Origin of the sequence: Micromonospora sp. NPDC047527 (genome assembly GCF_040643015.1) — a bacterium.
GTDB lineage: Bacteria > Actinomycetota > Actinomycetes > Mycobacteriales > Micromonosporaceae > Micromonospora.
This window is the reverse complement of the sequence record NZ_JBEYTK010000001.1, coordinates 1410228-1436916: the sequence shown is the minus strand read 5'-3', so window position 1 is coordinate 1436916 and position 26689 is coordinate 1410228. Positions and strand designations below refer to the sequence as shown.

At 73.2% G+C, this 26689-nt stretch carries 22 protein-coding genes; 13 read left to right on the top strand and 9 right to left on the bottom strand.

Annotation, left to right across the window (positions count from 1 at the left end):
• Positions 1–310 precede the first annotated feature (310 nt).
• Positions 311–1789 carry a glutamate--cysteine ligase gene (locus tag ABZ808_RS06340; RefSeq protein WP_357001662.1) on the bottom strand — a complete coding sequence of 493 codons (1479 nt, stop codon included), beginning with the start codon at positions 1787–1789 and terminating at the stop codon, positions 311–313.
• 182 nt (positions 1790–1971) lie between these two features.
• Between ABZ808_RS06340 and ABZ808_RS06335 the strand changes: the two genes are divergently transcribed.
• Complete coding sequence (locus ABZ808_RS06335) at positions 1972–2310, top strand: DUF3817 domain-containing protein (RefSeq protein WP_357002798.1); 339 nt, start codon at positions 1972–1974, stop codon at positions 2308–2310.
• Between the two features lie 22 nt (positions 2311–2332).
• Here ABZ808_RS06335 and ABZ808_RS06330 read toward each other — a convergent pair whose 3' ends face one another.
• Both ABZ808_RS06330 and ABZ808_RS06325 read right to left on the bottom strand, forming a co-directional pair.
• Entirely contained in the window at positions 2333–3193 is an 861-nt protein-coding gene (locus tag ABZ808_RS06330) for an alpha/beta hydrolase (protein ID WP_357001660.1), read from the bottom strand.
• A 52-nt stretch (positions 3194–3245) separates the two neighbouring features.
• On the bottom strand, positions 3246–3794 hold the full coding sequence (locus tag ABZ808_RS06325) for a hypothetical protein (protein ID WP_357002796.1): 549 nt from the start codon (positions 3792–3794) through the stop codon (positions 3246–3248).
• Positions 3795–3936: 142 nt separating this feature from the next.
• On the opposite strand from ABZ808_RS06325, the gene ABZ808_RS06320 reads away from it, so the two are divergent.
• Genes ABZ808_RS06320 through ABZ808_RS06310 form a run of 3 tightly spaced genes read left to right on the top strand, consistent with a single transcriptional unit; the run spans position 3937 to position 8104 of the window.
• On the top strand, positions 3937–5061 hold the full coding sequence (locus ABZ808_RS06320) for a Vms1/Ankzf1 family peptidyl-tRNA hydrolase (RefSeq protein WP_357001658.1): 1125 nt from the start codon (positions 3937–3939) through the stop codon (positions 5059–5061).
• Positions 5054–6808 carry a thiamine pyrophosphate-binding protein gene (locus ABZ808_RS06315; protein ID WP_357001655.1) on the top strand — a complete coding sequence of 585 codons (1755 nt, stop codon included), beginning with the start codon at positions 5054–5056 and terminating at the stop codon, positions 6806–6808. The genes ABZ808_RS06320 and ABZ808_RS06315 overlap by 8 nt, the downstream gene beginning before the upstream one ends.
• 51 nt (positions 6809–6859) lie before the next feature.
• Complete coding sequence (locus ABZ808_RS06310; RefSeq protein WP_357001652.1) at positions 6860–8104, top strand: iron-containing redox enzyme family protein; 1245 nt, start codon at positions 6860–6862, stop codon at positions 8102–8104.
• A gap of 301 nt (positions 8105–8405) precedes the next feature.
• On the opposite strand, the gene ABZ808_RS06305 is transcribed toward ABZ808_RS06310, so the two are convergent.
• A complete protein-coding gene (locus ABZ808_RS06305; RefSeq protein ID WP_357001649.1) occupies positions 8406–8636 on the bottom strand; it encodes a CDGSH iron-sulfur domain-containing protein in 231 nt (76 codons plus the stop codon).
• Positions 8637–8890: 254 nt separating this feature from the next.
• Here ABZ808_RS06305 and ABZ808_RS06300 point away from each other — a divergent pair, with 254 nt between their 5' ends.
• Positions 8891–10294, top strand: coding sequence for a hypothetical protein (locus tag ABZ808_RS06300; RefSeq protein WP_357002794.1), 1404 nt, complete (start codon positions 8891–8893; stop codon positions 10292–10294).
• Positions 10295–10515: 221 nt separating this feature from the next.
• Positions 10516–11658, top strand: a complete 1143-nt coding sequence (locus tag ABZ808_RS06295) for a SigB/SigF/SigG family RNA polymerase sigma factor (RefSeq protein ID WP_357001646.1) — start codon at positions 10516–10518, stop codon at positions 11656–11658.
• Between the two features lie 140 nt (positions 11659–11798).
• Here ABZ808_RS06295 and ctaD read toward each other — a convergent pair whose 3' ends face one another.
• From ctaD to ABZ808_RS06270, 5 genes are all read right to left on the bottom strand, one after another.
• On the bottom strand, positions 11799–13790 hold the full coding sequence (gene ctaD, locus ABZ808_RS06290) for a cytochrome c oxidase subunit I (protein ID WP_357001644.1): 1992 nt from the start codon (positions 13788–13790) through the stop codon (positions 11799–11801).
• 126 nt (positions 13791–13916) lie between these two features.
• Positions 13917–14645, bottom strand: a complete 729-nt coding sequence (locus ABZ808_RS06285; protein WP_357001641.1) for an ATP-binding protein — start codon at positions 14643–14645, stop codon at positions 13917–13919.
• A gap of 122 nt (positions 14646–14767) precedes the next feature.
• Entirely contained in the window at positions 14768–15214 is a 447-nt protein-coding gene (locus ABZ808_RS06280) for a DUF4383 domain-containing protein (protein ID WP_357002792.1), read from the bottom strand.
• Between the two features lie 95 nt (positions 15215–15309).
• Positions 15310–16467: a glycosyltransferase gene (locus tag ABZ808_RS06275; protein WP_357001638.1), complete on the bottom strand. Its 1158-nt coding sequence runs from the start codon at positions 16465–16467 to the stop codon at positions 15310–15312.
• A 49-nt stretch (positions 16468–16516) separates the two neighbouring features.
• Positions 16517–17500 carry a glucosyl-3-phosphoglycerate synthase gene (locus ABZ808_RS06270; protein WP_357002790.1) on the bottom strand — a complete coding sequence of 328 codons (984 nt, stop codon included), beginning with the start codon at positions 17498–17500 and terminating at the stop codon, positions 16517–16519.
• Between the two features lie 224 nt (positions 17501–17724).
• Between ABZ808_RS06270 and ABZ808_RS06265 the strand changes: the two genes are divergently transcribed.
• The 7 genes from ABZ808_RS06265 (at position 17725) to ABZ808_RS06235 (ending at position 26679) form a co-directional block, all read left to right on the top strand.
• Positions 17725–18735: a Gfo/Idh/MocA family oxidoreductase gene (locus tag ABZ808_RS06265; RefSeq protein WP_357001635.1), complete on the top strand. Its 1011-nt coding sequence runs from the start codon at positions 17725–17727 to the stop codon at positions 18733–18735.
• A complete protein-coding gene (locus ABZ808_RS06260; protein WP_357001633.1) occupies positions 18728–19816 on the top strand; it encodes a zinc-binding alcohol dehydrogenase in 1089 nt (362 codons plus the stop codon). The genes ABZ808_RS06265 and ABZ808_RS06260 overlap by 8 nt, the downstream gene beginning before the upstream one ends.
• A 52-nt stretch (positions 19817–19868) precedes the next feature.
• Entirely contained in the window at positions 19869–21620 is a 1752-nt protein-coding gene (locus tag ABZ808_RS06255; RefSeq protein WP_357001630.1) for an ABC transporter ATP-binding protein, read from the top strand.
• An 86-nt stretch (positions 21621–21706) separates the two neighbouring features.
• The gene (gene secA2 / locus ABZ808_RS06250; protein WP_357001627.1) at positions 21707–23998 is read left to right on the top strand and encodes an accessory Sec system translocase SecA2; all 2292 of its coding nucleotides are present in this window, start codon (positions 21707–21709) and stop codon (positions 23996–23998) included.
• A 208-nt stretch (positions 23999–24206) separates the two neighbouring features.
• Positions 24207–24947, top strand: coding sequence for a GAF and ANTAR domain-containing protein (locus ABZ808_RS06245; RefSeq protein ID WP_357001624.1), 741 nt, complete (start codon positions 24207–24209; stop codon positions 24945–24947).
• Positions 24948–25159: 212 nt separating this feature from the next.
• Positions 25160–25651, top strand: coding sequence for a DUF2231 domain-containing protein (locus tag ABZ808_RS06240; RefSeq protein WP_357001622.1), 492 nt, complete (start codon positions 25160–25162; stop codon positions 25649–25651).
• A 269-nt stretch (positions 25652–25920) separates the two neighbouring features.
• Positions 25921–26679, top strand: coding sequence for a class I SAM-dependent methyltransferase (locus tag ABZ808_RS06235; protein WP_357001619.1), 759 nt, complete (start codon positions 25921–25923; stop codon positions 26677–26679).
• Positions 26680–26689: the final 10 nt, after the last annotated feature.

Below are 26689 nucleotides of genomic sequence, written 5' to 3'. Positions count from 1 at the left end.
GCCCACACCCGCCGCGCCTCGCCCGCGCCGGCGCAGCGTGCCGTGCGTCGTCCGTGCCGCGCGTCGTCTGTGCCGCGCGTTGCCCGGGCCGCGCGTCGCCCGGGCCTGCGCGACCCTCGCCCGGGCCTGCGCGACCCTCGCCCGGGCCTGCGCGACCCTCGCGCGTGCTGCGCCGGGCTCGCGCGTGCTGCGCCGGGCTTGCGCGTGCTGCGCCGGGCTTGCGCGTGCTGCGCCGGGCTTGCGCGTGCTGCGCCGGGCTTGCGCGTGCTGGGCCGGGCTCGCCTGGGGCTGTCGGGGGAGTGATGCCGGGTTAGGGGATCGGCCACTCGTGGACCGGGCGGTTGCTGTGCATCAGCGTCACGTAGTGCCGGACCACCTCGCGCAGCGCCTCGGGTCGGTCCAGGTGGTCGGCGGACTCCAGCCGGTGCAGTGTCTCCACCTGCCAGCTCGCTCCGTTGCGACCGGTCAGGCAGCGCTGCTCGATGATGCCCAGCAGTCGGTCGCGCTCGACCGGGTCGAGCCCCCAGCGGTCCAGGCCGTGGTGCGCCATCGGCAGCAGTCGGCGCAGCACCAGCTCGGTGACCGGAAGGTAGCCCAGACCCGGCCAGAAGACCTGCGCGTCGATGCCGTACCGGGCGCAGCTGGTGAAGTTCTCCTCGGCGGCGCTGAACGACATCTGTGACCACAGCGGCCGGTCCGATTCGGCCAGGGCTCGGACCAGCCCGAAGTAGAAGGCGCCGTTGGCGATGGTGTCGAGGACGGTCGGCCCGGCGGGCAGGACCCGGTTTTCCACCCGCAGGTGCGGTCGGCCGCGCGACACGTCGTACACCGGGCGGTTCCACCGGTAGACCGTGCCGTTGTGCAGCCGCAGCTCGGCGAGGTTGGGCACCTCGCCGGCAGCGAGGGTCTGCGCCGGGTCCTGTGGGTCGCAGACCGGCAGCAGCGCCGGGAAGTAGCGCACGTTCTCCTCGAACAGGTCGAACACGTTGGTGATCCAACGTTCGCCGAACCAGACTCGGGGTCGTACCCCCTGGGCTTTGATCTCTTCCGGCCGGGTGTCGGTGGCCTGCTGGAACAGGGGGATGCGGGTCTCGCGCCACAGCTCCCGGCCGAAGAGCAGCGGCGCGTTCGCGCCGAGCGCCACCTGGATGCCGGCGACGGCCTGCGCGGCGTTCCAGTAGTCGGCGAACTGCGCCGGGCTGACCTGGAGGTGGAACTGGGTGCTGGTGCAGGCCGCCTCCGGGGTGATCGTGTCGGCGGTGACCGCCAGCCGCTCCACCCCGCTGATGGCGATCGGCAGGTCCTCGCCCCGGGCGGCGAAGATCTGCTCGTTGAGCAGCTTGTAGCGGGGGTTGGCCGAGAGCGTCTCGGCGGTCAGGTGCTCGGGCCGCAACGTCGGCAGAATGCCGATCATGACCATGTGCGCGCCGATCGCCCGCGCCTTCTCCTCCGCGGCGTTGAGGCTGGCCCGCACGTGCTCCTCGAAATCGGCGGTGCCGGTGCCGGTGAGCCGGCGCGGCGGCACGTTGATCTCGATGTTGAACTGGCCCAGCTCCGTCTGGAAGTGCGGGTCGGCGATGGCCGCCAGCACGTCGGCGTTGCGCATCGCCGGGTTCGAATCCTGGTCGACGAGGTTCAGCTCGATCTCCAGCCCGGTCATCGGCCGGTCGATGTCGAACCGCGACTCGCGCAGCATCTCGGCGAACACGTCCAGGCAGTTGCGGACCTTTTCGCGATAGCGGGCCCGGTCCTCACGACTGAAGGTCCGTACGCCGACATCTTCGCCCATGGTCACCACCCTGTCACCGCTGGTTCCCCTAACCTCGCACGGCTACGGCGGGCGGGGGAAGACCCGACACACCTTTCGTACCCAGTGGCGGGCCGGGTGATCCCTGTCGCGTCCGCGTGGTCCGTGAGGGAGTGACCAACCCGCACCGCTAGCATTGCCGCCCGAGAGGTGGTGGCGTGGGGATGCGCGAAAAGGTGACCCGGTTGTTCGTCGCGGCGGCGATCGCCGAGGCGTGTTCCTGGTTGGCTCTGCTGATCGGGATGGCCGTCAAGTACGGTCCGCCGGACAACGAGCTGGGCGTCAAGATCTTCGGCCCGCTGCATGGCGGCCTGTTCGTCGCGTACGGGCTGCTGGTGCTCGTCGTGGCCCGCCTGCACCGCTGGAGCCTGCTGTCCACCGTCGTCGCGTTGGCCTGCGCGGTGCCGCCGTTCGCCACCCTGATCTTCGAGCGGTGGGCACGCCGCCGGGGCATGCTCGACACCGCCAGCCGGCCGACCCGCGAGCCCGCCCCGGTCGGCTGAGCCGGGCCGACCCGCCGGCCGCTCAGTCCGTCAGGAAGTCGACGAGCAGGGCGGCGAGGGCCTCCGGCGCCTCCTCGGCCATGTGGTGGCCCGAGTCGACCGACGCGACCCGCACGTCGTCGGCCCACTCCCGCCAGATCGCCGCCGGGTCGCCGTGCAACTCCACCATGTCGTCGCGCTCGGACCACACGAACAGCACGGGGCAGCCGATCCTTCGTCCGGCGGCCCGGTCCGCGTCGTCGGCGGCGCGGTCCGGCCCGAGGCCCGCCCGGTAGTCCTCGCACATCGCGTGCACGGTCGCCGGGTCGTGGATCGCCCGGTGATAGTCCGCGTACGCCTCCTCGCCCATCTCGGCGGGGGAACCCCCGTACCAGGCGTCCGGGTCGGCGTTAATCACCCGTTCCGCCGGCTTGTCGGTCTGGGCGAGGAAGAACCAGTGCCACCAGCGGGCGGCGAACCGGGCATCGCAGGTGCGCAGAGCTTCGCCGATCGGCACCCCGTCCAGCACGCCGAGGCGACTGACCCGGTCCGGGTGGTCCAGGGCGGTGCGCATGGCCGCGTACGAGCCGCGGTCGTGGCCGACCACGGCGGCGCGCTCGTGGCCGAGCGCGTCGAGCAGCGCGACCACGTCGCGGGCCATCGCCCTCTTGGAGTACGCGGCGTGGTCGGAGGTCTTGGCCGGCTTCGTCGAACCGCCGTAGCCCCGCAGGTCCGGGCAGATCACCGTGTGCCGCTCGGCGAGCAGTGGTGCCACCCGGTGCCAGGTCGCATGGGTACGGGGGTGCCCGTGCAACAGCACCACGGGCGAGCCGGAGCCGCCGTGGCGCACCCGCAGGCGTACCGGGCCGACGTCGATCTCGTCGAGGGTGAATCCGGGAAACATGCCGACGTCGGTGCCCGCCGCGCCCTCTCCGGAAACCGTCGGGGTTGGTCGGTCAGGTCAGGGCGGAGCAGGCCACCACGCCGGCGAGCAGCAGCGTGCCCACCACGGCCTGCAACAGCAGCGGCGGGCCCAGGTGCGACCAGAGCGTCGCGGTACGTGGGGTGAGCAACTGCCCGGTGGTGAGGTTCACGATCCGCTCGATGCGGGGTGGCAGCTCGGGGTCGCGTTGCGGGCGCAGGGTGAGCTGGACCTGGTCGGCCGGGTGCAGGGCGCTCTGCGGCAGGTGCCCGTGCAGCTCCACCTCGCAGAGCTGGCCCGCGGTGTTGCGTAGCCGTACCGGGGTGACCAGGTATTCCGGGCCCTGCTTCAGCTGCTTCCAGCGGCGACGGGTGCCGCCACCGCCGAAGGAGAAGAGCGAGCGCAGCAGCAGGGCGGGAAGCCGGGCGAACGCCGCCGCCGTGAGCACCGCGACCAGCACCGGTTGACCGATGCGTACCTCACGGGTGTAGCCGTCGAGGAGGCGGACCAACCGCCCGGTGACGATTCGCTCCGTTGGGTGCACGATCCGACGGGTATCGAGGCCGCTGTCCATTTCCACCACCGAGAGTCCGCGTGTGTTCACTGATCGTATCGACATCCTCGGTTGAACGACGTGAATGAAACCTGGTCACGGGCTCACGGCTGCGAGGTGACATCCCGGGCGACCCGGGTAAGCGGGGGGTCGAGCTGGAAAGGGGTCGAGCATGCAGCTGTCCTTCCTGCGCCCGCTCTACGACCGACCCGGGCCGTGGTGCTCGGTGTACCTGGACGCCTCCGCGGACACGGAGGACGCCCACCCGGCGCTGGACCTGCGCTGGCGTGCCCTGCAGAGCCGCCTGGCCGAACAGGGGGCGGACGAGGCGAGCATCGCCGCGTTGGACCGGGTGATCCGGGGTCACGACCCGCTGGCCGGGGACTACGGCCTGGCGGTCTTCGCCAGCCACGGTCGGGTGGTGCTCTCCGAGTACCTCTCCGCGCCACCGCTGCGCGACCTGGCCAGTTTCGGGCCGTTGCCGCACGTGATGCCACTGCTCGCCCAGCGGGGCGAACAGGTGGCCTGGGTACGGGTGCTGGCCGACCGTACCGGCGCGGACGCGATCGCGATCAGCGCCGGCGGGGTACCCCGGCGGGCACAGATCGCCGGGCGGGATTCCTTCCCGCTGCGTCGGGTGCACCCGGGTGGTTGGTCCCAGTCGCACTACCAGCGGGCCGCCATGGAGGCGTGGCACCACAACGCGGGCGACGTCACGGCGGCGACCGTGGAACTCGCCGAGAAGGTCGGCGCGGAGGTGGTGGTCGTCGCCGGTGACATCCGGGCAACCGGGATGATCGCCGCCCAGATGCCCGAGCGCTGGCAGGACCTCATGGTGCGTACCGACGCGGGCTCGCGGGCCGGCGGGGCGGACCAGACCCTGCTGGACGACCTCACGGTGCAGACCATCGCGGAGGTCGCCGACCAGCGGATCACCGCCGCGCTGGACAAGTTCGGCGTCCAGGAGGATGTGGGCGCTGGCCTCGACGCGGTCGTCTCGGCGCTGCAACGCAACCAGGTCGACATGATGCTGATCGTGGACGACCCGTCGGCCAACGGTGAGCTGTGGATCGGCCAGGAGCCGACCGAGATCGCCGTCGACCCGGGCCAGCTCGCCGCCATGTCGGTGGACGACCCGCAACGGGTACGCGCCGACGCGGCGCTGGTGCGGGCACTGGTCGGCACCGACGCGGCGCTGACCGTGCTCGGCCCGGACGAGGCGCCCGACCTCACCGACGGTGTCGGCGCGGTGTTGCGCTACGTCGACGCGAGCACGCCGGGGCGTGGCAATGGCTGAGCGTCGGGTCGCCGACCTCGTGGTGGAGCGCCTTCGCGCCTGGCGGGTGCCGCGTGTCTTCGGCTACCCCGGTGCGGCGATCGCCCCGCTGCTCGACGCGCTGGACGGCGCTCGGGGCGACCCGGCGTTCATTCCGGCGCGACACGAGGAGACGGCCTCGTTCATGGCGACCGGGCACGCCAAGTTCACCGGCGGCATCGGGGTCTGCCTGGCCACCCAGGGGCCGAGCGCGGTGCAGCTGCTCAACGGCCTCTACGACGCCAAACTGGACAGCAAGCCGGTCGTGGCGATCGTCGGCGAGGACATCACCGGACCGCTGGGCGGCGCCCACCAGCAGATCGGGTTGAGTCGGCTCTTCGGTGACGTGTGCAACCAGTTCGTCCAGTATGGTCGCTCTCCGGAATCGGTGGCGGCCCTGCTGGACCAGGCGTTCCGCACGGCGGCGGCGACCCGCAGCCCGACCTGTGTGGTGCTGCCCCGGCATCTGCAGGAGGCCGTGGTGCCCCACCTGCAGTCGCACGCGGCAGGGGTGATCACCGCCACGCCGGGTGAGCCACTGGCCCGGGTGCTGCCGCACGAGGTGGACCTCGACGCCGCCGCGCAGCTGCTCGGCAACGGTCAGCGCACCGCCATTCTGGTGGGTCAGGGCGGCCGGGGTGCGGCCGAGGAGATCATCGAGCTGGCCGACCGGCTGGGCGCCGGGGTGGCCACGTCGCTGCTGGGAAAGCCGGTCCTCGACGAGCGGCTGCCCTTCCACACCGGGGTGCTCGGTGAGGTCGGCACCCCGGCCGCGGCGGAGCTGATGGGTGGCTGCGACACGCTGCTGCTGGTCGGGACGAACGACCCGTGGACCGACTACTTCCCGATGCCCGACCAGGTCCGCGCGGTGCAGATCGACATCGACGGCACCCGGATCGGCAGCCGGTACCCGGCGGACGTGCCGCTGGTCGGCGACGCCGCCGAGACGTTGCGGGCGTTGCTGGCCCGGGTGCGGGCCCGGCCCAACCAGCAGTGGCGGGCGACGGTGGAGGGCGCGGTCGACCGCTGGCGGGCCGACGCGGCCGACCGGGCCGCCGCGCCCGCCGAACCGATCAACCCGCAGTTGGTGCTCCAGGAGCTGTCTGCCCGGCTCCCGCAGGACGGTTCGGTCGCGGTCGACGTCGGCTCGGTTCTCTTCTGGTACGCCCGGCACCTCGTCCTGCCGCCCGGGGTGAACGCGCAGCTCTGTGGCACGCTCGGCTCGATGGGCTGCGCCCTGCCGTACGCGGTGGCCGCCAAACTCGCCGCGCCGGACCAGCCGGTGATCGCGCTGGTCGGCGACGGTGCCATGCAGCTCAACGGCCTCGCCGAGCTGATCACGGTGTCGCACCACTGGCAGAAGTGGGCCGACCCACGGCTCGTGGTGCTGGTGCTCAACAACCGTGACCAGTCCGGCATGGGCGGCGGTCGGCCGGTGGCACCCGACCCGACCGACCGCCGCCCCGACGTGCCGTACGCCGGCTGGGCCCGGTTGTTGGGGTTGCACGGTGTCCGGGTGGACCGGCCGGAGTTGGTCGGTGCGGCCTGGGACGAGGCGCTGGCCGCGGACCGCCCCTGCGTGCTGGAGGCGGTGGTCGACGCCACCGTGTCGCTGGCTCCGCCGGAGCCGGCCTTCGCCGACCTGCGTGGCCTGTACGCCGAGGGGGAGCCGGCCCGGCGGATCCGGGAGCAGGTGGAGCAGGCCGTGGCCGTGCAGGATGTCGTTTAGGCGCACCCCGGCAGGGCATCAGTAGCGGTCCTGATGATGTTGGAGGCCCCCATGTCGGAGCCCGTCGACCGCCGCTACGGTCCCGCGCCCCTGCCGCAGCCGCGCGGTCCGCTCTCCGTCGCGGTGACCACCGCGCTGCGGCGCCCGCCGCACGACCTGCCGCCCGGCCTCGGTGACGACCTCGACCCGGTCGACGCGCTGACCGACGAGGACCTGCAACTGACCCTGTTCCTCTGCTACGAGCTGCATTACCGGGGCTGGCGTGGGGTGGACGAGGGCTGGGAGTGGCAGCCGACTCTGCTGGCTCTGCGGGCCCGGGCCGAGCGTCCCTTCGAGGCGGCGCTGCGGCGGCTGGCCGGTTCCCCGCCGGTGCCGCCCGACGGGGTGGCCTCCGGGCTCGCCGAGATCGTCGAGGCCGACGACGGACCACCGTTGGCCCGTACCCTCCAGCGGCGCGCCGATCTGGCCCAGTTCCGCGAGTTCGCCGCCCACCGCTCCGTGTACCACCTGCGCGAGGCGGACCCGCACAGTTGGGCGCTGCCCCGCCTGGGCGGGCCGGCCAAGGCCGCACTCGTTGAGATCCAGACCGACGAGTACGGCAACGGCCGGCTGGACCGGATGCACGCCGAGCTGTTCCGGCGCACCCTCGACCGGTTGGGCATGGACACCGGCTACGGCGCGCACCTGGACGCGGTGCCCGCCGTGACCCTGGCGACGAACAACCTGATGTCGCTGTTCGGGCTGCACCGACGGCTGCGCGGCGCGCTGCTCGGGCACCTGGCGGCTTTCGAGATGACGTCGTCGCTGCCGAACCGCCGGTACGGCAACGGGCTGCGCCGCCTCGGCCTGGACGAGGTGGCCACCCGCTTCTACGACGAACACGTGGAGGCCGACGCGGTGCACGAGCAGATCGCCGCGCACGACCTGTGCGGCGGTCTGGTCCGGGTCGAACCGGCGCTGGCCCCCGATGTGCTCTTCGGCGCTGCGGCGGCGCTCGCCGTGGACCGGCTGTTCGCGGCGCACCTGCTGGACAGTTGGGCCGCCGGCCGCAGTTCGCTGCGCTCACCCGCGCCGACGCCCGCCGCGCTGGCCGCGCCGACGCTCGGCGGGCTGGCCGCGCCGACGCTCGGCGGGCTGGCCGCGCCGACGCTCGGCGGGCTGGCCGCGCCGACGCCGGGCGCTTTGGCCGCGCCGGCATCCACCGCGCCGGCCGCGCCGGACGCGCCGACGTCCATCCCGCTGGCCGCGGCGGACGTCGCCCCGCTGGCACTGCCCGCCGAGCCCGCCGCCGCCTGACAGGTCGAATCGTGCCCACCGCTCGCGTCGCGCACGGCGTGTCGCGGGTCGCCGGCCGCACCCCTTAACGTCCTTTGCTCTGCTTACACCCACGCACCAGGGCGGGGGCGAGAGTGTTGCGTGGGTGTAAGCAGAGCAAAGGACGCGCAGGTTGCCCCGGTGGTCGGCGGCGAGAGGGCTTGATCGGCACTCGGGCCCGGCATGGTCAACGCAAGGTCGGCGATGTCGGGGGGTCCTGCCGGGCCGGATACCGCCATATCGGTGATCTGGAGTGGATCACCACGGTGAGCCGGTTGGACGGTCAGTGTTCCCGGTCGGTGCCCGCCCGGAAGTTGATCATCTTGTGGGTGCCGTCGCAGAACGGCTTGAGCGCCGAATTGCCGCACCGGCACAGCGCCACCGTGCCCCGGCGCGCGTCGATCCGCTCGCCGTCCGGGGTGACCAGGGCGAAGTCGCCGCGGACCAGCAGCGGTCCATCCTGGTACGGGGTGATCGTGGCGGCTGGTGGTTCGTTGGCGTCGTCGGTGCCCATGGGCCCGGAAGTGCCCGCCCCGGCCGCGCCGAAACCCGTGCGGCCGTCCACCGGACGCCTCGGGCCCGATGGACCCCGCCGGCCCGCTCCCGCCGGGCAGGGGTGATCGTCGCCGAACGCCGCAGATGAGTGGCGCACCCCGGCGACCTGCGGATTGGTGCCGCCGGGTGAGGGATGTGCCGTTTGAACCCCATCGGGACGGGAAGCCGGGCTGCGTGGTGAGCGAACGAGGCAAGGTGGAGCCGGTGCACAAGGTGCGCAAGGGGCTCACGGCTGATGGCGCCGGTCTGGCCGGCGACCGGATCGTGGCCCTGGGCAGCGCCGCCCGGGTGCTGGTCGCCGCCACCGCCCGGGCGCTGCGCGGCGTGGACTGCGCCGACCTCGGGCACACCGGGCCGATGTCGCGATTCCCCGGCGCCCCCGAGCCGGTACGCCGCGCGGCGGTCAACCGGGCCGCCGGGCGGGTCGTGCTCACCGCCGGCCAGGTCGACGAGGTCGACGGGGGGCGGGTGGCGCGCTGGTTCGTCGACCAGTACCCCCGGCGGCAGTACCCCGGGGTGCTCATCGGCGCGCCACACGGCGCGGCGGCGCACCTCGCGGTGGCCCTCGGTGTGCCGTGGTTGCCAGCCGGCTTCGAGATGACCGCGCAGTGGAACGACGGCGCCGTGGACCGCCCGGGGGAGGCCCTGGAGCACGGCGGTGCGCTCGCCGCCCGGCTGGTCGCCGGCAACCCGGACCTGCACCTGCGCCAGGTGCACTGCCCAGCCAGCCGGGGGTCGCTGACCGGGGTGTCGGTGTCGCTGGCGGCACGGTGGCGGGCGCTGCCGGCGGCGTACGCGCAGTTCCTGACGGACCGGTTGAGCGCGGGAGCCCCGGTGCTGCTGGTGCGCGACGCGCGGAGCTGGCCGGTGCTGGAGCGCGGCCCCGGCCACAGCTTCCAGGTCGGTTGCCCGGCCAGCGGCCTGGACCCGGTGGACTTCCACCCGGACAGTCACGCCCTGCGGCAGGTGTTGCGCTCCGCGGGCGGCGATGCCGCCCGGTGGGAGCCGCCGCAGGTGTCCGTACCGTCCGGCGACGCCGAGCACGGCATGGACTCGGGCTTCGAGCTGGCCGCCCGGGACTGGGCCGCCCGCCGCCAGCACCCGCTGCACCGGGTGCTGGTGCCACGGCCAGCAGCGCTCAGCGCGGCGGTGGCCGACCTGTACCGGCGGTGGCTGCGCGGCGCCGGCAAGACCGGTGACCGGCTGGTGGTGGAGTGCGGCCGGTTGCTCGATCCGTGGCAGGTGGTGCGGGCGGGGCTGGTGCCGTACTGGTGCGAGAACGCCACCCGGCGCGCCGTCGACGAGGCCGAGTGGTGGTTGGCCGGCAGCGAGGCGTTCAGCTCGGTGGACGTGCTGCCCGAGCCGCCCGGGGTCCGCTCGCCCGCCCTGGCCGGGCTGCCGCAGTGGCTGGCGGTGGCCGGCTTCGGCCGGCGGCGTCGTGCGCTGGACCGGACCTCCGCCCGGGGGTACCCGGTGACCTCGGTGCCCACCCGCCGGGCGACCGAGGTCCTGCGCGCCCAGCCGTACGACCTGCCCGTTCCGCCCCCGCTGGGGGCCGCTGAGGCCCTCGCCGTGCTCCGCGACAGCGGGGGTCACCAGGGGTTACTCGTCTCCTGAGGCGAGCACGCCGAAACTTCCTCGCGAACCCGGGGTCCCGTGATTGAGTACCTACGGAGCGGGAACATCGCTGACTGCGACGGCCTGATTGCGCTGTGCAGAGGCGTTGTCGCCCGCTGGCATCCCAGTCACTGACCCACTTTCCGGCCCGGTGCGTGGCTCGACCACGCGCACGACCGGTTTCCCGATCCGGGCGGGGGACCTTCCTGAGGGAGGCGCGGATGTTCGGACAGACGAGCACGACCACGACCACACCACCACCCACCGAGCGTGGTCTGGAGGATCTCGACGCGGCGGCACTGGCGTACGCGGCCCGGATCGAGGGGCTGCCGCCGGAGCGGCGGCAGGAGGCACGGGACGACCTGGTCCGCTTCGCGCTGCCGTTCGCCGGTCGGCTGGCCCGCCGCTACCGGGGACGGGGAGAGCCGCTGGAGGACCTGGAGCAGGTGGCCCGCCTGGGGCTGGTCAACGCCGTCGACCGGTATGACCCGGAACGGGGCTCGTTCACCGCGTACGCGGCGATCACCATCGTCGGCGAGATCAAACGGCACTTCCGGGACCGCACCTGGGGCGTGCACGTGCCCCGCCGGTTGCGCGACCTGATCCTGGAGGTGGGGCAGGCCACCGCCGCCCTGACCAGTGAACTGTCCCGGGCGCCGTCGGTGGCCGAACTGTCGGCCCGGTTGGAGACGCCGGAGGCGGAGATCCTCGCCGCGCTGGAGTCCGCGGCCGGCTACAGCCCGGCGTCGCTCAACGCGCCGGTGGGCGGGGAGAGCTCCGCGGAGTTCGGTGACCTGGTCGGCGAGTCGGACAACGCGCTGGAATCGGTCGACGACCGGGTGACCGTCAGTGGTCTGCTGCACCGGCTGCCCTGGCGGGAGCGCCGCATCCTGGCGATGCGCTTCTACGGCAACCAGACCCAGGCTGAGATCGCCGCCCGGTTCGGCATCTCGCAGATGCACGTCTCCCGGCTGCTGTCGCGGGCGTTGACCTGGCTTCGGCAGGCGATGCTCGCCGACTCCCCGCCGCCGTGGCAGAACGGCGCCGCCGAGCCGGACCCGGGCAAGACCCGCATCTCGGTGAAGCAGAACGGCGACCGGGTGGTCGTCGAGGTCGGCGGCGAGGTCGACCGGGACGGCGCCGACAAGCTGCGCCGGGCGATGCTGGAGGCGGTCACCGGCCAGCCGAGCGAGGTCGTCGTCGACCTGGTCGGCGCGGGTGGGTTCGACGCCGGCGGGATCGCCGCGCTGATGGCCGGTCGGGACGCGGCGGAGCGCACCGGTGTGCCGCTGCGACTGACCCGGGTGCAGCCGGCGGTACGCCGCTCGCTCACCGCCGCCGGCATGGCGCCCGTCCGGGACTGACTGGCCGCCGGTATGGCGCCCGCCCGGGACTGACCGGCAGGCGGCGGGGTGCCCGTCCGGGACTGACCGGCAGCGCGTACGCACACGTTGAGGGCCGACACCGCAGGTGGTGTCGGCCCTCTGACGCGTACTCCCGATGGTCAGCGTTCGTCGGTCTTGCCGTCGCTGTGCGGGTGCCGCCACCGCTCGTGCGGCTTCGGCGCCTCGTCGGCGTCCTGCGGCGCGTCGCTCTGCTCGAAGCTCGGGCGGCGGACGTCCTCGGGCTCCGGCACATCCACCGGCCGGGCACCGGACTCCGGCGCGGGCTGGTACTCGGCTGCGTCGGTGGCACCGTGCGCGCCTTCGGCGGCGGGCGACTCCGGGACGTGGTGCTCCATGCGCAACTCGTCGGCGAAGTCCTGCGGCGGCTTGGTGGTGCGCTGGGGCAGGTCGCGGCCCAGGTCGGCGACGAGTGGGCCGTACTTCAGGTCGAACGCCGGACGCTCGGAGCGGATCCGGGGCATCCGGTCGAAGTTGCGCAGCGGCGGCGGGCAGGTGGTGGCCCACTCCAGGGAGTTGCCGAACCCCCACGGGTCGTCCACCGTCACGATCGCCCCGTAGCGCCAGGACTTCCACGCGTTGTAGATGAAGAACAGGGTGGACAGGCCGAGGATGAAGGCGAAGATGCTGGAGATCGTGTTGAGCGTGGTGAAGCCGTCGGTGGGCAGGTAGTCGGCGTAGCGGCGGGGCATCCCCTCGTTGCCCAGCCAGTGCTGCACCAGGAAGGTGCCGTGGAAGCCGATGAACATGGTCCAGAAGTGCGCCTTGCCGAGTCGATCGTCGAGCAGCCGCCCGGTCATCTTCGGCCACCAGAAGTAGTAGCCGCCGAACAGCGCGAAGACCACGGTGCCGAAGAGCACGTAGTGGAAGTGCGCCACCACGAAGTAGCTGTCGTGGGTGTGCCAGTCGGCCGGCGGACTGGCCAGCAGCACCCCGGTGAGCCCGCCGAGCAGGAACGTGACCAGGAAGCCGACGGCGAACAGCATCGGTGTCTCGAAGGTGAGCTGGCCCTTCCACATGGTGCCGATCCAGTTGAAGAACTTCACGCCGGTGGGCACCGCGATCAGATAGCTGAGGATGCTGAAGAACGGCAGCAGCACCTGGCCGGTGGCGAACATGTGGTGCGCCCACACCGTCATGGACAGCACGGTGATCGCGGCGGTCGCCAGCACCAGCCCGGTGTAGCCGAAGATCGGCTTGCGCGAGAACACCGGGATGATCTCGGTGATGATGCCGAAGAACGGCAGCGCGATGATGTAGACCTCGGGATGGCCGAAGAACCAGAACAGGTGTTGCCAGAGCATCGGGCCGCCGGTGGCCGCGTCGTAGACGTGCGCGTTGAGCAGCCGGTCGGCCGAGAGCGCCAGCAGCGCGGCGGCCAGCAGGGGGAAGACCAGGATCACCAGCAGGCTGGTGAACAGCATGTTCCAGGTGAAGATCGGCATCCGGAACATCGTCATCCCGGGTGCGCGCAGGGTAAGGATCGTGGTGATCAGGTTGACCGCGCCGAGGATGGTGCCCAGGCCGGAGACGACCAGGCCGAGGACCCACATGTTCGCGCCCACGCCGGGGCTGTTCGAGGCGTCGCTGAGTGGGGTGTACGCCGTCCAGCCGAAGTCCGCCGTGCCCTGCGGCGTGAGGAAGCCGCCGATCACCATCAGCCCGCCGAACAGGTACAGCCAGTAGGCCAGCGCGTTGAGCCGGGGGAACGACACATCGGGCGCGCCGATCTGGATCGGCACGATGTAGTTGGCGAACCCGAAGGCCGCCGGAGTGGCGAACAGCAGCAGCATCACCGCACCGTGCGAGGTGAAGAGCTGGTTGTACTGCTCGGAGGAGAGGATCTGCATCCCCGGGCGGGCCAGCTCGGCCCGGATCAGCATCGCCTCCAGCCCGGCCACCAGGAAGAACCCGAAGGAGGTCAGCAGGTACAGCAGGCCGATCTGCTTGTGGTCGGTGGTGGCGAGGAACCTGATCAGGGAGTTGCCGGGGACCGGTGCGCGCACCGCTCCGGGGAAGCCCCCGAAGCGGGCCGGTGCCAGGATCGCCGGACCCCGATCGCGACCGGGTTCCGTGGTTACCCGCTTGGGCATGGCTTTCTCACCCCGTCGTGACGGCAGAAGGGACGGGCGTACCTACCCGACCCTCGCACCATGTAACCAGGCGAGAGCGGTAATTTCGGTCAGATCGCTGGTACCGGTGGGAAGTGCCCCGAACCCTCAGGTCGCGGGCAGCATCGCCCAGACGGCCTTGCCCTGCCCGGCCGGCACGCTGCCCCACCGCTGCGCCAGCTCCCGGACCAGCATCAGCCCGCGACCACCCTCGGCCCGCAGGTCGACCCCGGCGGGCTGGGCGGGAGCCTCGCTGCCGTCCACCACGGCCAGGTGCAGGTACGGCCGGCGCAGGGTCACCGTCACCTGCATGGGCGTGCCGGCGTGCCGCACGACGTTGCCGACCAGTTCGCTGAGCACGAGGGCGGCGGGGCCGGCCGCGTCGGGCAGGTTCCACCGCGCGCACGCGTCAACGACCAGTTCCCTCGCCCGTCGGCAGGCCTCGGCCACCGGCTCGAACCGGGCCCGGACCCGCAACGACGTGGCAGCGCCGGCGAACCGGGTGGCCTCCTCGCAGTCCGTGGACACCGGCACCACCCGGCACGTCGTCGACTCCGCCAGCCAGCGGGCGGCGACCGGTGGCGGGGCACAGAGCACCACCGGCACGGCCGGCCACTCCTCGGCCCGCCGGGCCGTCGCCGCGAAGACCGACAGCGCCAGCCTGTCCCGTACGGCGACGTCGGTGAGGTCGATCACCAGCGCGTCCGGCTGGGCGGCCAGGGCGCCGTCCAGCGCCTGGTGCACCGTACGCATGGTGCCGAGATCCAGCGCGCCGCTGAGCCGGACCACCGCCACCGGTGCCGCCTCGCGCACCTCGCAGGTGATCCGGTCGGACATGGGGCCCTCGCTTCGGCTGGTGTGTCGGGATCTGCGAACTACCCGACGTCGAGCCGGACCAAACCGCGCCGACGGGTACGCGACCAGAGGACGGCGACATCGGCCGGGCAGCTCGCCCGGGGTCATCGCCGGGCGCGACCGGCCAGCACACCCAGTGCGAGCATGCCGACGCCGAGACCCAGGTGCAGCCAGTCGTCGGCGTCGTTCACCGGCAGCACGTTCGCGCCGGTGTCGTGGTCCACCGCCAGCCCGTACAGCCAGAGCACCAGGTAGACGGCGCCGCCGCCGACGAGGAACGCCCGCGCGCCGATGATCGTGCGGGCCAGGGTCAGGCCGGCCAGCCCGAACAGCAGGTGCACCAGGTTGTGCAGTACCGACACCTGGAAGACGCCGAACAGGTACGCGTCCGAGCCGTGCCCGGCGAACCGCAGGTCGGCGGTGCCGCTGGTGATCCCCGGGACGAAACCGAGCACGGCGATCAGCAGGAACAGCACCGCCACGGTGCCGGCCGCGCGGCGTACCGGCGGTTTGCCGTCGGCCGGGTTGGCCCGGGCCCGGGAGTGCGCCATCGGTCCGACCATCACCGGCTCCTCGCTGCGCGGCGGGCGTGAGCGCTGCCGGCTACCCGGTGGCGCGCACGGCAAACGCGCCGGGTGCGAGGTGCTCAGACGGGCTGCAACCGCGGCGCGCTGGCCAGCTCGCGGACCCGCTGGTACAGCTCGACGTAGCGCTGGGCCATCACCGTCGGCGTGAACCGCTGCGCGGCCACCCGGCGGCACTCGTCCGGGTCGAGCAGTTCGGCGGCCAGGACGAGGTCACCCAGCTCCTCCTCGTCGGCGGTGAGCAGCCCGGTGCGGCCGTGCTCGATCAGCTCCGGCAGGCAGCCCCGGGAGGTCGCCACCACCGGCGTACCCAGGGCGAGCGACTCGACCACGGCCGTGCCGCCCGGCTCCTCCCAGCGCAGCGGGAACAGCGAGGCGCGGGCGCTGGCGAGCAGGTCGTCGCGCTCCTGACCGGCCACCGTGCCGACCCAGCGGACCAGGTCGCCGTCGACGTGGGGCGCCACCTCGTCGAGGAAGAACCGCACGTCCGGGTTCTGCCGGGCCTCGTCGCCGGCCGCGGCCAGGTCGGCCGGGCGATGGTACGGGCCGACCGGCCCCGCCAGCACCAGCGGAAGGCCGACCCGCTGCGCGAGCCGGGCGCCCACGTCCTGCCCCTTGCCCGGGTTGATCCGGCCCAGGATGAGCAGGTGCTCGCCCTTGACGGGGCGGGGCCGGCGGTCGGCGTCCACGGCGAGCGGGGTGGACAGGTGCACGTGACCCACCGAGTGCTCGCGCAGCGCCCGGGGGGCACGGGCCAGCTGGGAGGCGGAGACGCCGTTGACCCGGAGCCGGTCACCGCCATCCAGGCTCCCGTAGAGGTCGGGGTGCTTGGCCAGGTCCCAGTGCAGGGTGTGCAGGGTCGGCGGCCCGGACGGCCCCATCGCGGCGAGCGTGGCCAGCCCGACCGCCTCCACGTGGTCGTGCACCAGGTCGATGTCGTCGCGGGAGTGCAGCTCCCGGACCACCCCCGCCAGGTGCGCCTGGGCGATCCCGCAGACCTGGTTGTACGGCCGTTGCAGCGCCGCGAACTGCCCGTCGTCGAAGACCGACACCTGCTCGTCCACCGGCAGGGTGCTGGTCCGCACCGAGGCGAGCACCACCCGTACGCCGAGTCGTCGCAGCTCGGGCACCAGCGTGGCGATCACGTTCTCGATGCCGCCGTAGCCCGGTGGGGGCACCGACAGCCACGGGCCGGCGTTCATCAGCACGGTGAGGCTCATCGGTTTCCGCCCTTCGGTATGGCGACGCGTGAACGACGCGCGGTGGCGCTCACGCGGCGGCCACCCGTCGGCGGGGCACCCGGTGGCGCAGCTCGGCCAGCGGCGGACGCTCCTCGATGGACACGTCGCTGACCACGATCTCCCGGTCGAGGTTCGGCAGCGTGTCCGATCCGCCGCGCCGGAACTGGGTCAGCAGGGCCTCCGGCGACGTGCCGGGCGCCGCCCAGCCGCGCCGCTGCAACCGGGACCAGGCGGTCAGCATGATCTGGGCGGACATCCGGCCGAGGGCCGCCGTGTCCTGGTGGCGGTGCTTGCGCTCGCCCAGGTCGACCTGCGCCAACGCGTCCAGGCCGACCATGTCCAGCAGGTCGATCAGCATGGCCGTCTCCACCCCGTACCCGGAGACGAAGGGCACCTGGGCCAGCACCTCGCGGCGGCCCGCGTACTCGCCGGCGAGCGGCTGCACGAAGCCGGCCAGCTCGGGCCAGAAGAGGTTGAGCAGCGGGCGGGCCATCAGCTCGGTCACCCGGCCACCGCCGTCGGGCTCGATGCTCGCGGTGCCCACCAGCGGCCGGTGGTAGAAGCCCTTGACGAAGTCGACCGACGGGTCGGTGAGCAGCGGGCCGAGCAGTCCGCTCACGAAGTGCGGCCGGAACTCCCGCAGGTCGGCGTCGACGAATGCCACCACGTCCCCCTCGGCGGCGGCGAGCCCTGCCCAGAGCGCGTCACCCTTGCCGGTGAGCCGGGGCAGCCCTCGGGTCATCGCGTCCTGACTGACGACCTCCGCGCCGGCGGCCCGAGCCACCTGCGCGGTGCGGTCGGTCGACCGCGAATCCACCACGATCAGTTCGTCGACCAGGGCGACCCGGTCCATCAGGTGCTCGCGGATGGTCGAGACGATCGCTCCGACCGTGGCCTCCTCGTTGCGCGCCGGCAGCACCACACTGACCCGGCTCGCCCCCTTGGCGCGCAGCAGGCGGCGCGCCGGCCAGTCCGCCGCCGAACTGGTCCGGTACGTGGCCCACGCCTCCACCACCGGTGACACGGTCGTATCCCGCACGGGCACCCCCTCTGTTCGTGCGTGGAAATAGCGACAGTGCTTCTTCCCACTCGCCACCACGCGCTAACCGTTTCCGGAGCAACAGCTTGATCACAGCGGTGACATTGTCGCGTTCCCGGGGCATGAACGTTTGATTGCGCACACCCCAGGGGACTGCTCCCATCGAAGGAGAAACGTTCTCGAAAGAGGTTTGTCGAATGCGGAAATGCCGGGTGGGTCTGATCGGCGCTGGGGGAGTGGCACAGCGCCATGCCCGGGTGCTGTCCGGGTTCGACGACGTCGAGTTGGTCGGGGTGACCGACGTGGCGCCGGAGGCCGCCTCGGCGCTGGTCGCGCGGTACGGCGGGCGGGTCCACGCCGACGTCGCCGCGCTGCTGGCCGCCGACCCCGACGCGGTGTACGTCTGCGTGCCACCGTTCGCGCACGGCCCCGCCGAGGAGGCGGTGATCGACGCCGGGGTGCCGATGTTCGTGGAGAAGCCCGTCGCCGTCGACCTGGTCACCGCCGAGCGCATCGCGGCCCTCGTCGCCCGGCGGGGGCTGCGCACGGCCGTCGGGCACCACTGGCGCTACCTGGGCGTGCTCGACCAGGCCCGCGAGCTGCTCGCCGGCCGCCCGGTGCGGATGGTCAGCGGCGTCTGGCTGGACAAGGTCCCGCCGGTGTCCTGGTGGCCGGTGCGGGACCGCTCCGGGGGCCCGGTCGTCGAGCAGGCCGCGCACGTGCTGGACCTGATCCGGGTGCTGGCCGGCGAGGTCACCGAGGTCACCGCGTACGGCAACGGCACGCCGCCGCCGGTCGACGGCGCCGACATCGACTCGGTGACCACCGCGGCGCTGCGCTTCGCCGACGGCGCGGTCGGCACCCTCAGCGCCGCCTGTGTGCTGGGGTGGAAGCACCGGGCCGGGCTGGAGATCCTCGCCGACGGGCTGGCCCTCTCGCTCACCGAGGACGGCCTGACGATCCGGGACGCCGACGGCGAGCGGCACGTGCCCGCCGACCCGGAGGCCGCCCGGGTGGCGGTGGACCGCGCCTTCGTGGACGCGGTGCGCGGCGTCGGCGACGACGTCCGCGTCCCGTACGCCGAGGCGCTGGGCACCCAGCGGCTGGCCCTCGCGGTGGCCGACTCGGCGCGTACCGGCACGACGGTGCGGCTCACCGCGCCCGACGCGCCGGCGCTGCTCACCAGCGGGGTGACCGTCGATGCGTGAGCGGGTCGTCACGGTCACCGCGCCCGGCCGGGTGGAGATCGTCGAGCAGGAGGCGCCGCCGCTGCGCCCGGGCACGTTCCGCGTCCAGACGCTGTTCAGCGGCGTCTCCGCCGGCACCGAGTTGAGCTACGTCAAGGGCACCAACCCGTACCTCAACGTCACCTGGAACGCCGACCTCGGTCTCTTCCAGGCGGGCGAGGCGAGCACCCCGTACCCGGTGACCCGGCTCGGTTACATGCAGGTGGGCCGGGTGGTGGAGACCGCCACCCCGGCGGTCGCGGTGGGCCGGGTCGGTGCCATGACGTACGGGCACCGCACCGGCTGGCTCGCCGACCCGGTCGCCGAGCGGTTCGTGGCGCTGCCCGACGACCTGGACCCGCTGCTCGGCGTCTACGCCGCGCACATGGGCCCGATCTGCGCCAACGGCCTCCTGCACGCCGCCGCCGACCTGCACGGCCCGGACGTCCGGTCGCTCGGCGACGGCGTACGCGGCCGGCGGGTCGCCGTGGTCGGCGCCGGCGTGGTGGGCCTGCTCACCGCCCTGCTGGCCCGGCGGCACGGCGCCGCCTCGGTGGTGGTGCTCGACCCCACCGGGCAGCGCCGCCAGGTCGCCGACGCGCTCGGCCTGGAAACCCTCGACCCGGAGGCGGACGACCCGGCGGTGGTGCTCAAGACCCGCTGGGCGCACACCGCCGGTGACCGGGGCGCCGACGTGGTGTTCCAGTGCCGGGGGCAGGCGTGGGCGTTGCAACTCGCCCTGCGGCTGCTGCGCCCGCAGGGCACCGTGATCGACCTCGCCTTCTACCAGGGCGGCGCGGACGCGGTCCGGCTCGGCGAGGAGTTCCACCACAACGGGCTGGCGCTGCGCTGCGCCCAGATCGGTCGGGTCCCGCGCGGGCTCGCGCCCACCTGGGACCGGGAGCGGCTGTCGGCCGAGACCATCGACCTGCTGCGGGCGTACGGGGACGCGATCGGTAAGCACCTCGTCTCGGCGGTGGTGCCGTTCGACGAGGCGCCCACCCTGCTCACCGACCTGGCCGAGCGCCGCCGCCAGGAGCTACAGGTGGTGCTGGCCGCGTGACCTGACGCCGGAGCGCGTTCAACGGGTGATCGGGCCGGCTACCGTTCCCGACATGAGCACCCCGAAGGAGCGGCCCGTCGGTCTGACCGCCCTCCTGCCGTACCTGCGGGAACACCGCGGCACCCTCGTCGTGGTGGGCGCGCTGTCGCTGGCCGGCGCGGCGGCGTCACTGGCCCAGCCGCTGCTCACCCGGTCGGTGCTCGATCGGGTCACCGACGGCCTGGGGGTGTCCCGGCTGGTCGCGGTGCTGGTGGTGCTGGTGGTGCTCAGCGCGGCGATCGGCGGGCTGCGCAACTACCTCCTGCAACGCACCGCCGAAGGGCTGGTGCTGAGCACCCGCCGACGGATGGCCGGGCATCTGCTGCGGCTGCCCATCACCGAGTACGACAGCCGGCGCACCGGCGACCTGCTCTCCCGGATCGGCTCGGACACCACCCTGTTGCGGGCGGTGGTCACCTCCGGGCTGTTCGAGACGGTCACCGGGGCGGTGATGGTACTCGGCGCCGGCACCGCGATGGTGCTGCTCGACCCGCTGCTGTTCGGCGTCACCCTGCTCGGGGTGGGGCTGGGGCTGGGCTTCGCGGCCACCTTCGCCCGCCGGGTGCGGGTGCTGGCCCGTGCCGCCCAGGAACGGGTCGGTGAGATGACCTCGGCGGTGGAGCGGGCCATCTCGGCGGCCCGGACGATCCGGGCCAGCCGGGCCGAGACCCGGGAGACGGAGACCGTCGCCGGCAGCGCCCGGGCGGCGTACGGGGCGGGGCTGCGGGTGGCCCGGGTGCAGGCGGTGGTCGGGCCGATCGGCACCGTCACCGTGCAGGGCGCGTTCCTGCTGGTGCTCGGCATCGGCGGGGCGCGGGTGGCCGCCGGGGCGATCACCGTGGGGGACCTGGTCGCCTTCGTCATGTACCTGTTCTTCCTGGCCCTGCCACTGGCCCAGGTGTTGAACGCGTACACCCAGTTGCAGAGCGGCCTCGGCGCGCTGCAACGGATCGAGGAGATCCTGGCCGTGCCCGCGGAGGGCGCGGCGGACCGGCCGGCGGCCGGAGGCGCCACGGCGACCCCGCGCCGACCCGCTGCGATGATCGAGTTCGACCGGGTGGGGTTCGGCTACCCGGGCGGCGAGGCGGTGCTGCACGACGTCAGCTTCGCGGTGCCCGCCGGCACCCGCACCGCCCTGGTCGGCCCCTCCGGCGCCGGCAAGTCGACGCTGCTCGCCCTGGTCGAGCGCTTCTACGAGGTGAGCGCCGGGGCCGTCCGGATCGACGGCACCGACGTGCGGGAGCTGCCGCGCGACGTGCTGCGGGCCCGGCTCGGCTACGTCGAGCAGGAGGCCCCGGTGCTCGCCGGCACGCTCCGGGAGAACCTGCTGATCACCACACCGGACGCCACCGACGACCGGCTGCACCAGGTCCTCGACGAGGTCAACCTGAGCCACCTGGCCCACCGCACGCCGCAGGGCCTGGACGTGCAGGTGGGCGAGGGCGGGGTGCTGCTCTCCGGGGGCGAGCGGCAGCGGCTGGCCATCGGTCGGGCGCTGCTGGCCAGCCCGCCGGTGTTGCTGCTCGACGAGCCGACCAGCAACCTCGACGCGCGCAACGAGGCAGCGCTGCGCCGCGCCATCGACGCGGTGGCCGTCCGCCGGACCCTGTTGATCGTGGCGCACCGGCTCGCCACCGTGGTCGACGCCGACCAGATCGTCGTCCTCGACGGCGGCCGGGTGGTCGCCGTGGGCACCCACGCCGAACTGACCGCCACCGACCCGCTCTACCGGGAGTTGGCCGCCCACCAGCTGCTGGTCGGCTGATCCACCGGCGGTTCCGATCGACATGCCGGCAGATGTCCGACCGGCCGGGCGCAGAAGGCGACGCGAATCGCGTACCGTTGCCGCTCATGGGTGTGTCGCAACGGTTCAAGAGCAAGTTCCGGCGGTTCCTTCAGCGCCCCGGCCACACCGTGGATCTTGCTCCGCTGGAGAAGCTGCTGCCGGCGATCACAGCGCGCGAGGACGACCTCGCCGCGCTGGACGACGCCGAGCTGACCGAGGCCGCCGGCGCCGCCGCCGGGTACGAGGAGATCTGCGCCGTCGGCCGCGAGGCCGCCCGCCGGGGCCTCGACCAGCGGCCGTACGACGTGCAGCTGCTCGGCGCGATGGCGCTGCTGTCCGGCAAGGTCGCCGAGATGGCCACCGGTGAGGGCAAGACCCTGACCGCCGCGATCGCCGCGTACGGGCACGTTCGGCTCGGCAACGGGCCGGTGCACGTGCTCACCGTCAACGACTACCTGGCCCGCCGCGACGCCCAGTGGATGGAGCCCGTCTACACCCTGCTCGGCCTGACGGTCGGCTGGGTCAACGAGGCGTCCACCCCGCAGGAGCGGCGCGACGCCTACTCCTGCGACGTCACCTACGTCTCGGTCAGCGAGGCCGGCTTCGACTACCTGCGCGACCAGCTGGTCACCGACGTGGCCGACCGGGTGCAGCCGAAGCTGACCACCGCGATCGTGGACGAGGCCGACTCGATCCTGATCGACGAGGCCCGGGTGCCGATGGTCCTCGCCGGCGCGGTGCCGGGCGAACAGGACCCGGTGCACGCCGCCGCCGCGCTGGTGCGTGGCCTGCGCAGGGACCGGCACTACACGGTCGCCGAGGACGGGCGCAGCGTGGCGTTCACCACCGCCGGCCTGGCCGCCGTCGAGGCCAAGCTCGGCATCGACCTGTACGACGAGGAGCACGTCGCGCAGCTCTCCGCGGTCAACGTGGCGCTGCACGCGTACGCCCTGCTGCACCGGGACGTGGACTACATCGTCCGGGACGGCTCGGTCGAGCTGATCGACGAGATGCGCGGCCGGGTGGCCCAGCGCCGCCGCTGGCCCGACGGGCTCCAGGCGGCGGTCGAGGCCAAGGAGGGCCTGGACGCCACCGCCGAGGGCGAGGTGCTCGGCACGATCGCCGTGCAGGCGTACATCGCGCTCTACCCCAAGGTGTGCGGCATGACCGCCACCGCGGTCCTGGTCGGCGACCAGCTGCGGGAGTTCTTCGGCCTGGAGGTCGCGGTCATCCCGTCGAACACCCCGTGCGTTCGGGAGGACGAGCCGGACCGGATCTACGCCACCCGGGCCGAGAAGGACGAGGCGCTGATCGACGAGATTCAGCGCTGGCACGCCAAGGGGCGGCCGGTGCTGGTCGGCACGCTGGACGTCAAGGAGTCCGAGGGCCTGGCCGCCGGGCTCAACGCGGCCGGGGTGCCCTGCGTGGTGCTGAACGCCAAGAACGACGACGAGGAAGCGACGATCATCGCCGAGGCCGGCGCGTACGGCGCGGTGACCGTCTCGACCCAGATGGCCGGCCGGGGCGTCGACATCCGGCTCGGCGGCAGCGACCAGGCCGACCAGGATCGGGTGGCCGAGCTGGGCGGGCTCTACGTGATCGGCAGCGGCCGGCACGACAGCCGCCGCGTCGACGACCAGCTGCGTGGCCGCGCCGGCCGCCAGGGCGACCCGGGCGGCTCGGTCTTCTTCGTGAGCCTGGAGGACGACCTGGTCGTCCGGCACGCCGCCGACTCGGTGCCGGCGTCGCCGCGCATGAACGCGGACGGCCTGGTCACCGACGATCAGGTGGAGTACGCAGTCGAGCACGCCCAGCGGGTCGCCGAGGGCGTCAACCACGAGATCCACCGCAACACCTGGCGCTACAGCGTGGTCATCGAGCAGCAGCGCACTGCCCTCGCCGAGCGCCGGGAGCGGCTGCTCACCAGCGACGTCGCCGCGCTGATGCTGCTAGACAAGATGCCCGAGAAGGCCGGCGAGATGGACGAGGACCTGCTCGCCCGGGCGGCCCGGTCGATCGCCCTCTACCACCTGGACCGGCTCTGGGCCGAGCACCTGGCCGAGCTGTCCGAGGTCCGCGAGGGCGTGCACCTGCGTGCGCTGGGCCGGCTCGACCCGCTCGACGAGTTCCACCGGGCGGCGGTGCCGGCGTTCAACAACCTCGTCCCGGAGATCGAGGCCCGCACCCTCGCCACCTTCGACGAGACCGAATTCGACGAGGATTGGGAGCCCGAGGAGAGCACCCTGGTCCGGCCGACCGCCACCTGGACGTACCTGGTGCACGACAACCCGTTCGGCTCCGAGCTGGACCGGCTGATCGCCTCGGTCGGCCGGCGGCTCAGCGGCGCCTCTCGCTGAGGCGCCGGTCGGTCCCTGCCACGCCCTGACAACGGCCTCCGGGGGCCTCCGCCACGCGCTCGCGTGTCGCGGAGACCCCCGGTTCGCCGTTTCGATCCCGGTTTGCGAGGGTAGTAGGGCGGGTCGGTCAACTCGGAAGAGAGCAGACGATGGCACACGTGACGACGTCGGCGGGACGCATGCGAGGGCGCACGAGGGCAGCGCGCCGGTGAACCTGGACACGCGGGAACCGGTCGTCGAACGGCTCGGTGTGTTGGAGACTGCCGCACTGCTGCGGGAGTTGACCGCCGGCCTGATCGCGCTGACCGATTTCGATGAGGCGTTGCTGGCGCTGGTCCGGATCACCCGGGACGCGGTGTCCGGGGTCCGCTGGTGTGGTTTCACCGCGCTGCGCGCGGGCGAACCGGCCGGGGTGGCCGCCTCCGACGAACGGCTGGCCGGCCTCGACGACCTGCGGCACGGGCCCGACTCGCCGGCGATGAGCGCCATCCAGCGCCGCGAGATGATCCTCGCCGTCGACCTGGCCGGCGAGCCACGCTGGCCGGTCTGGACGGCGCGTGCCCGCGACCTCGGGGTCCGTGGCGTGATCTCCGCGCCGGTCGACATCGACGAGCAGGTGATCGGGGCGATCAACCTGTACGCGGGCACGCCGGACGTGCTCACCCCGCAGCACCAACTGACCGCGATGCTGCTCGCCGAACACGCCGGCCTGCTGCTGGCCGCCGTACGCGACCGGGGCCGGCGGCAGGTGCTCGCCGACGAGCGCGATGCCACGCTCCTGGTCGACGGGGTCGTGGGGCAGGCCGTCGGCGTGATCATGACGCAGCGCGGCTGTCCGCCGGCCGAGGCGCTCGGCGTGCTGCGCGCCGCCGCCTCGTCGCTGGACATCCCGCTGCGCCAGGTGGCGGAACGTCTCGTCCGGACGGTTTCCCGCCCCCGCGAGAGCTGACCGTCGCGTTTGATCGACTCGGCTTCCGTGACGTCGGGGTGTCCGGGCCACCCGGACACGCCGGTTTCCAGGAAGTCGAGTCGGTCCGTTCTGGACGGTCGGCAGGCGTGCCTGTTCTCCCCGTCGGCGGCGAGTCGGGCGGAATCGTTTCACCCCGAGCGGACCCGGGTAGCACTCTGAACTCGTGAGCTGCACCAACCTGGGGAGGACCGATGCAGAGCCGGCTGCGGGTGCAGGGGCACCCCATCCAACCGATGCTGGTGACGTTCCCGCTGGGGCTCTTCGTCAGCGCCACCGTCTTCGACCTCACCGACGTCCTCGGAGGGCCGGCGTTCCTCGGCGAGGTCGGCTACTGGACGGGCGTCGCCGCCCTGTTCGCCGCCGCGCTGACCGTGGTGGCCGGCATGGTCGACCTGTGGGACGTGCCGGGTGACCGTACCCGCCGGACCGCGATCGCCTTCAACCTGACGAACGCGGCGATGGCCGGCATGTTCCTGGTCGCCTGCCTGGTCCGGGCGCAGTCCCCACAGCGCGGCGCGTCCGTCCCGATCCTGATCGCCGAACTGGTCGCGCTGGCCATCGGCGGGGTCGGCGTGCACCTGGGCGCACGACTCATGCGGCAGTTCGAGGCCGGCCGGGCCGAAGCCGGCACCTTCGACGCGCTCGCCGGCTCCACCGTCGAGATCGTCCGCCCCCGCCCCTGACCAGATCACCGCGAACAAGCTCCCCGCGCGGGTCAGACGGTCGGCCCGACCCGGTCGACGGGTGGCCCGCCCGACTGGCCGCCCGACTCGTTCGACGGGTGGCCCGCCCGACTGGCCGCCCGACTCGTTCGACGGGTGGCCCGCCCGACTGGCCGCCCGACGAGGGCGGCGCAAGGCCGGGCCAGCGGCCCCGACCCGGCCGCGTCAAGGCCGCCGGGTCGGCGGCAAATGGCTTGCGGGCGATGCGGCTGCCGGCGACGCTGACCGTCATGAACGCTGAACGCGACGTCGACGAGCTGATCGCCGAGGCGGCCGCCGTGCCGGTCGACGGCTGGGGTTTCGACTGGCTCGCCGGCCGGGCTACTGAGGAGCGTCCACCCTGGGGGTATGCGCGGCTGGTCGCCGACCTGATGGCCCGCGCCGACGCCGCGCTGGACGTGGACACCGGCGGCGGCGAGGTGCTCGCCGAGGTTCCGCACCCGCCGAAGGTGCTGGTGGCCACCGAGGGCTGGCCGCCGAATGTCGAGGTCGCCCGGCGGGTCCTGCGCCGGGTCGGCGCGACGGTGGTGGCGGTCGCCCCGGAGTCGGCCCTGCCGTTCCGCGACGGATCCTTCGACCTGGTGGTGAGCCGGCACCCGGTGCGTACGGACTGGGCGGAGACGGCCCGGGTGCTGCGCCCGGGCGGGACGTACCTGTCCCAGCAGATCGGGCCGGGCACGATGCGGGAGCTGAGCGAGGCGATCCTCGGGCCGCTGCCGCCGCCGAAGTGGCGGCATCCCGAGCAGGCGGTAGCCGGCGCCCAGGCAGCCGGGCTGCGGGTGGTCGACCTGCGCCGGGCCACGCTGCGCGCGGTCTTCTCCGACATCGGTGCGGTGGTCTGGTTCCTGCGCAAGGTGATCTGGACGGTGCCCAACTTCACCGTCGAGGGCTACCGCCCCGATTTGCTGGCCCTGCACCGCCGCATCACCACCGAGGGCCCCTTCGTGGCCCACGCCGAACGCTTCCTCATCGAGGCCACCCGCCCCTGACTCCCGAGCG

Excerpts from the sequence above, each read along its gene's own strand:
- ABZ808_RS06340 (WP_357001662.1), bottom strand. The coding sequence starts at position 1,789 with ATGGGCGAAGATGTCGGCGTACGGACCTTCAGTCGTGAGGACCGGGCC.
- ABZ808_RS06335 (WP_357002798.1), top strand. The coding sequence starts at position 1,972 with ATGCGCGAAAAGGTGACCCGGTTGTTCGTCGCGGCGGCGATCGCCGAG.
- ABZ808_RS06330 (WP_357001660.1), bottom strand. The coding sequence starts at position 3,193 with ATGTTTCCCGGATTCACCCTCGACGAGATCGACGTCGGCCCGGTACGC.
- ABZ808_RS06320 (WP_357001658.1), top strand. The coding sequence starts at position 3,937 with ATGCAGCTGTCCTTCCTGCGCCCGCTCTACGACCGACCCGGGCCGTGG.
- ABZ808_RS06315 (WP_357001655.1), top strand. The coding sequence starts at position 5,054 with ATGGCTGAGCGTCGGGTCGCCGACCTCGTGGTGGAGCGCCTTCGCGCC.
- ABZ808_RS06310 (WP_357001652.1), top strand. The coding sequence starts at position 6,860 with ATGTCGGAGCCCGTCGACCGCCGCTACGGTCCCGCGCCCCTGCCGCAG.
- ABZ808_RS06305 (WP_357001649.1), bottom strand. The coding sequence starts at position 8,636 with ATGGGCACCGACGACGCCAACGAACCACCAGCCGCCACGATCACCCCG.
- ABZ808_RS06295 (WP_357001646.1), top strand. The coding sequence starts at position 10,516 with ATGTTCGGACAGACGAGCACGACCACGACCACACCACCACCCACCGAG.
- ctaD (WP_357001644.1), bottom strand. The coding sequence starts at position 13,790 with ATGCCCAAGCGGGTAACCACGGAACCCGGTCGCGATCGGGGTCCGGCG.
- ABZ808_RS06285 (WP_357001641.1), bottom strand. The coding sequence starts at position 14,645 with ATGTCCGACCGGATCACCTGCGAGGTGCGCGAGGCGGCACCGGTGGCG.
- ABZ808_RS06280 (WP_357002792.1), bottom strand. The coding sequence starts at position 15,214 with ATGGCGCACTCCCGGGCCCGGGCCAACCCGGCCGACGGCAAACCGCCG.
- ABZ808_RS06275 (WP_357001638.1), bottom strand. The coding sequence starts at position 16,467 with ATGAGCCTCACCGTGCTGATGAACGCCGGCCCGTGGCTGTCGGTGCCC.
- ABZ808_RS06265 (WP_357001635.1), top strand. The coding sequence starts at position 17,725 with ATGCGGAAATGCCGGGTGGGTCTGATCGGCGCTGGGGGAGTGGCACAG.
- ABZ808_RS06260 (WP_357001633.1), top strand. The coding sequence starts at position 18,728 with ATGCGTGAGCGGGTCGTCACGGTCACCGCGCCCGGCCGGGTGGAGATC.
- ABZ808_RS06255 (WP_357001630.1), top strand. The coding sequence starts at position 19,869 with ATGAGCACCCCGAAGGAGCGGCCCGTCGGTCTGACCGCCCTCCTGCCG.
- secA2 (WP_357001627.1), top strand. The coding sequence starts at position 21,707 with ATGGGTGTGTCGCAACGGTTCAAGAGCAAGTTCCGGCGGTTCCTTCAG.
- ABZ808_RS06240 (WP_357001622.1), top strand. The coding sequence starts at position 25,160 with ATGCAGAGCCGGCTGCGGGTGCAGGGGCACCCCATCCAACCGATGCTG.
- ABZ808_RS06235 (WP_357001619.1), top strand. The coding sequence starts at position 25,921 with ATGAACGCTGAACGCGACGTCGACGAGCTGATCGCCGAGGCGGCCGCC.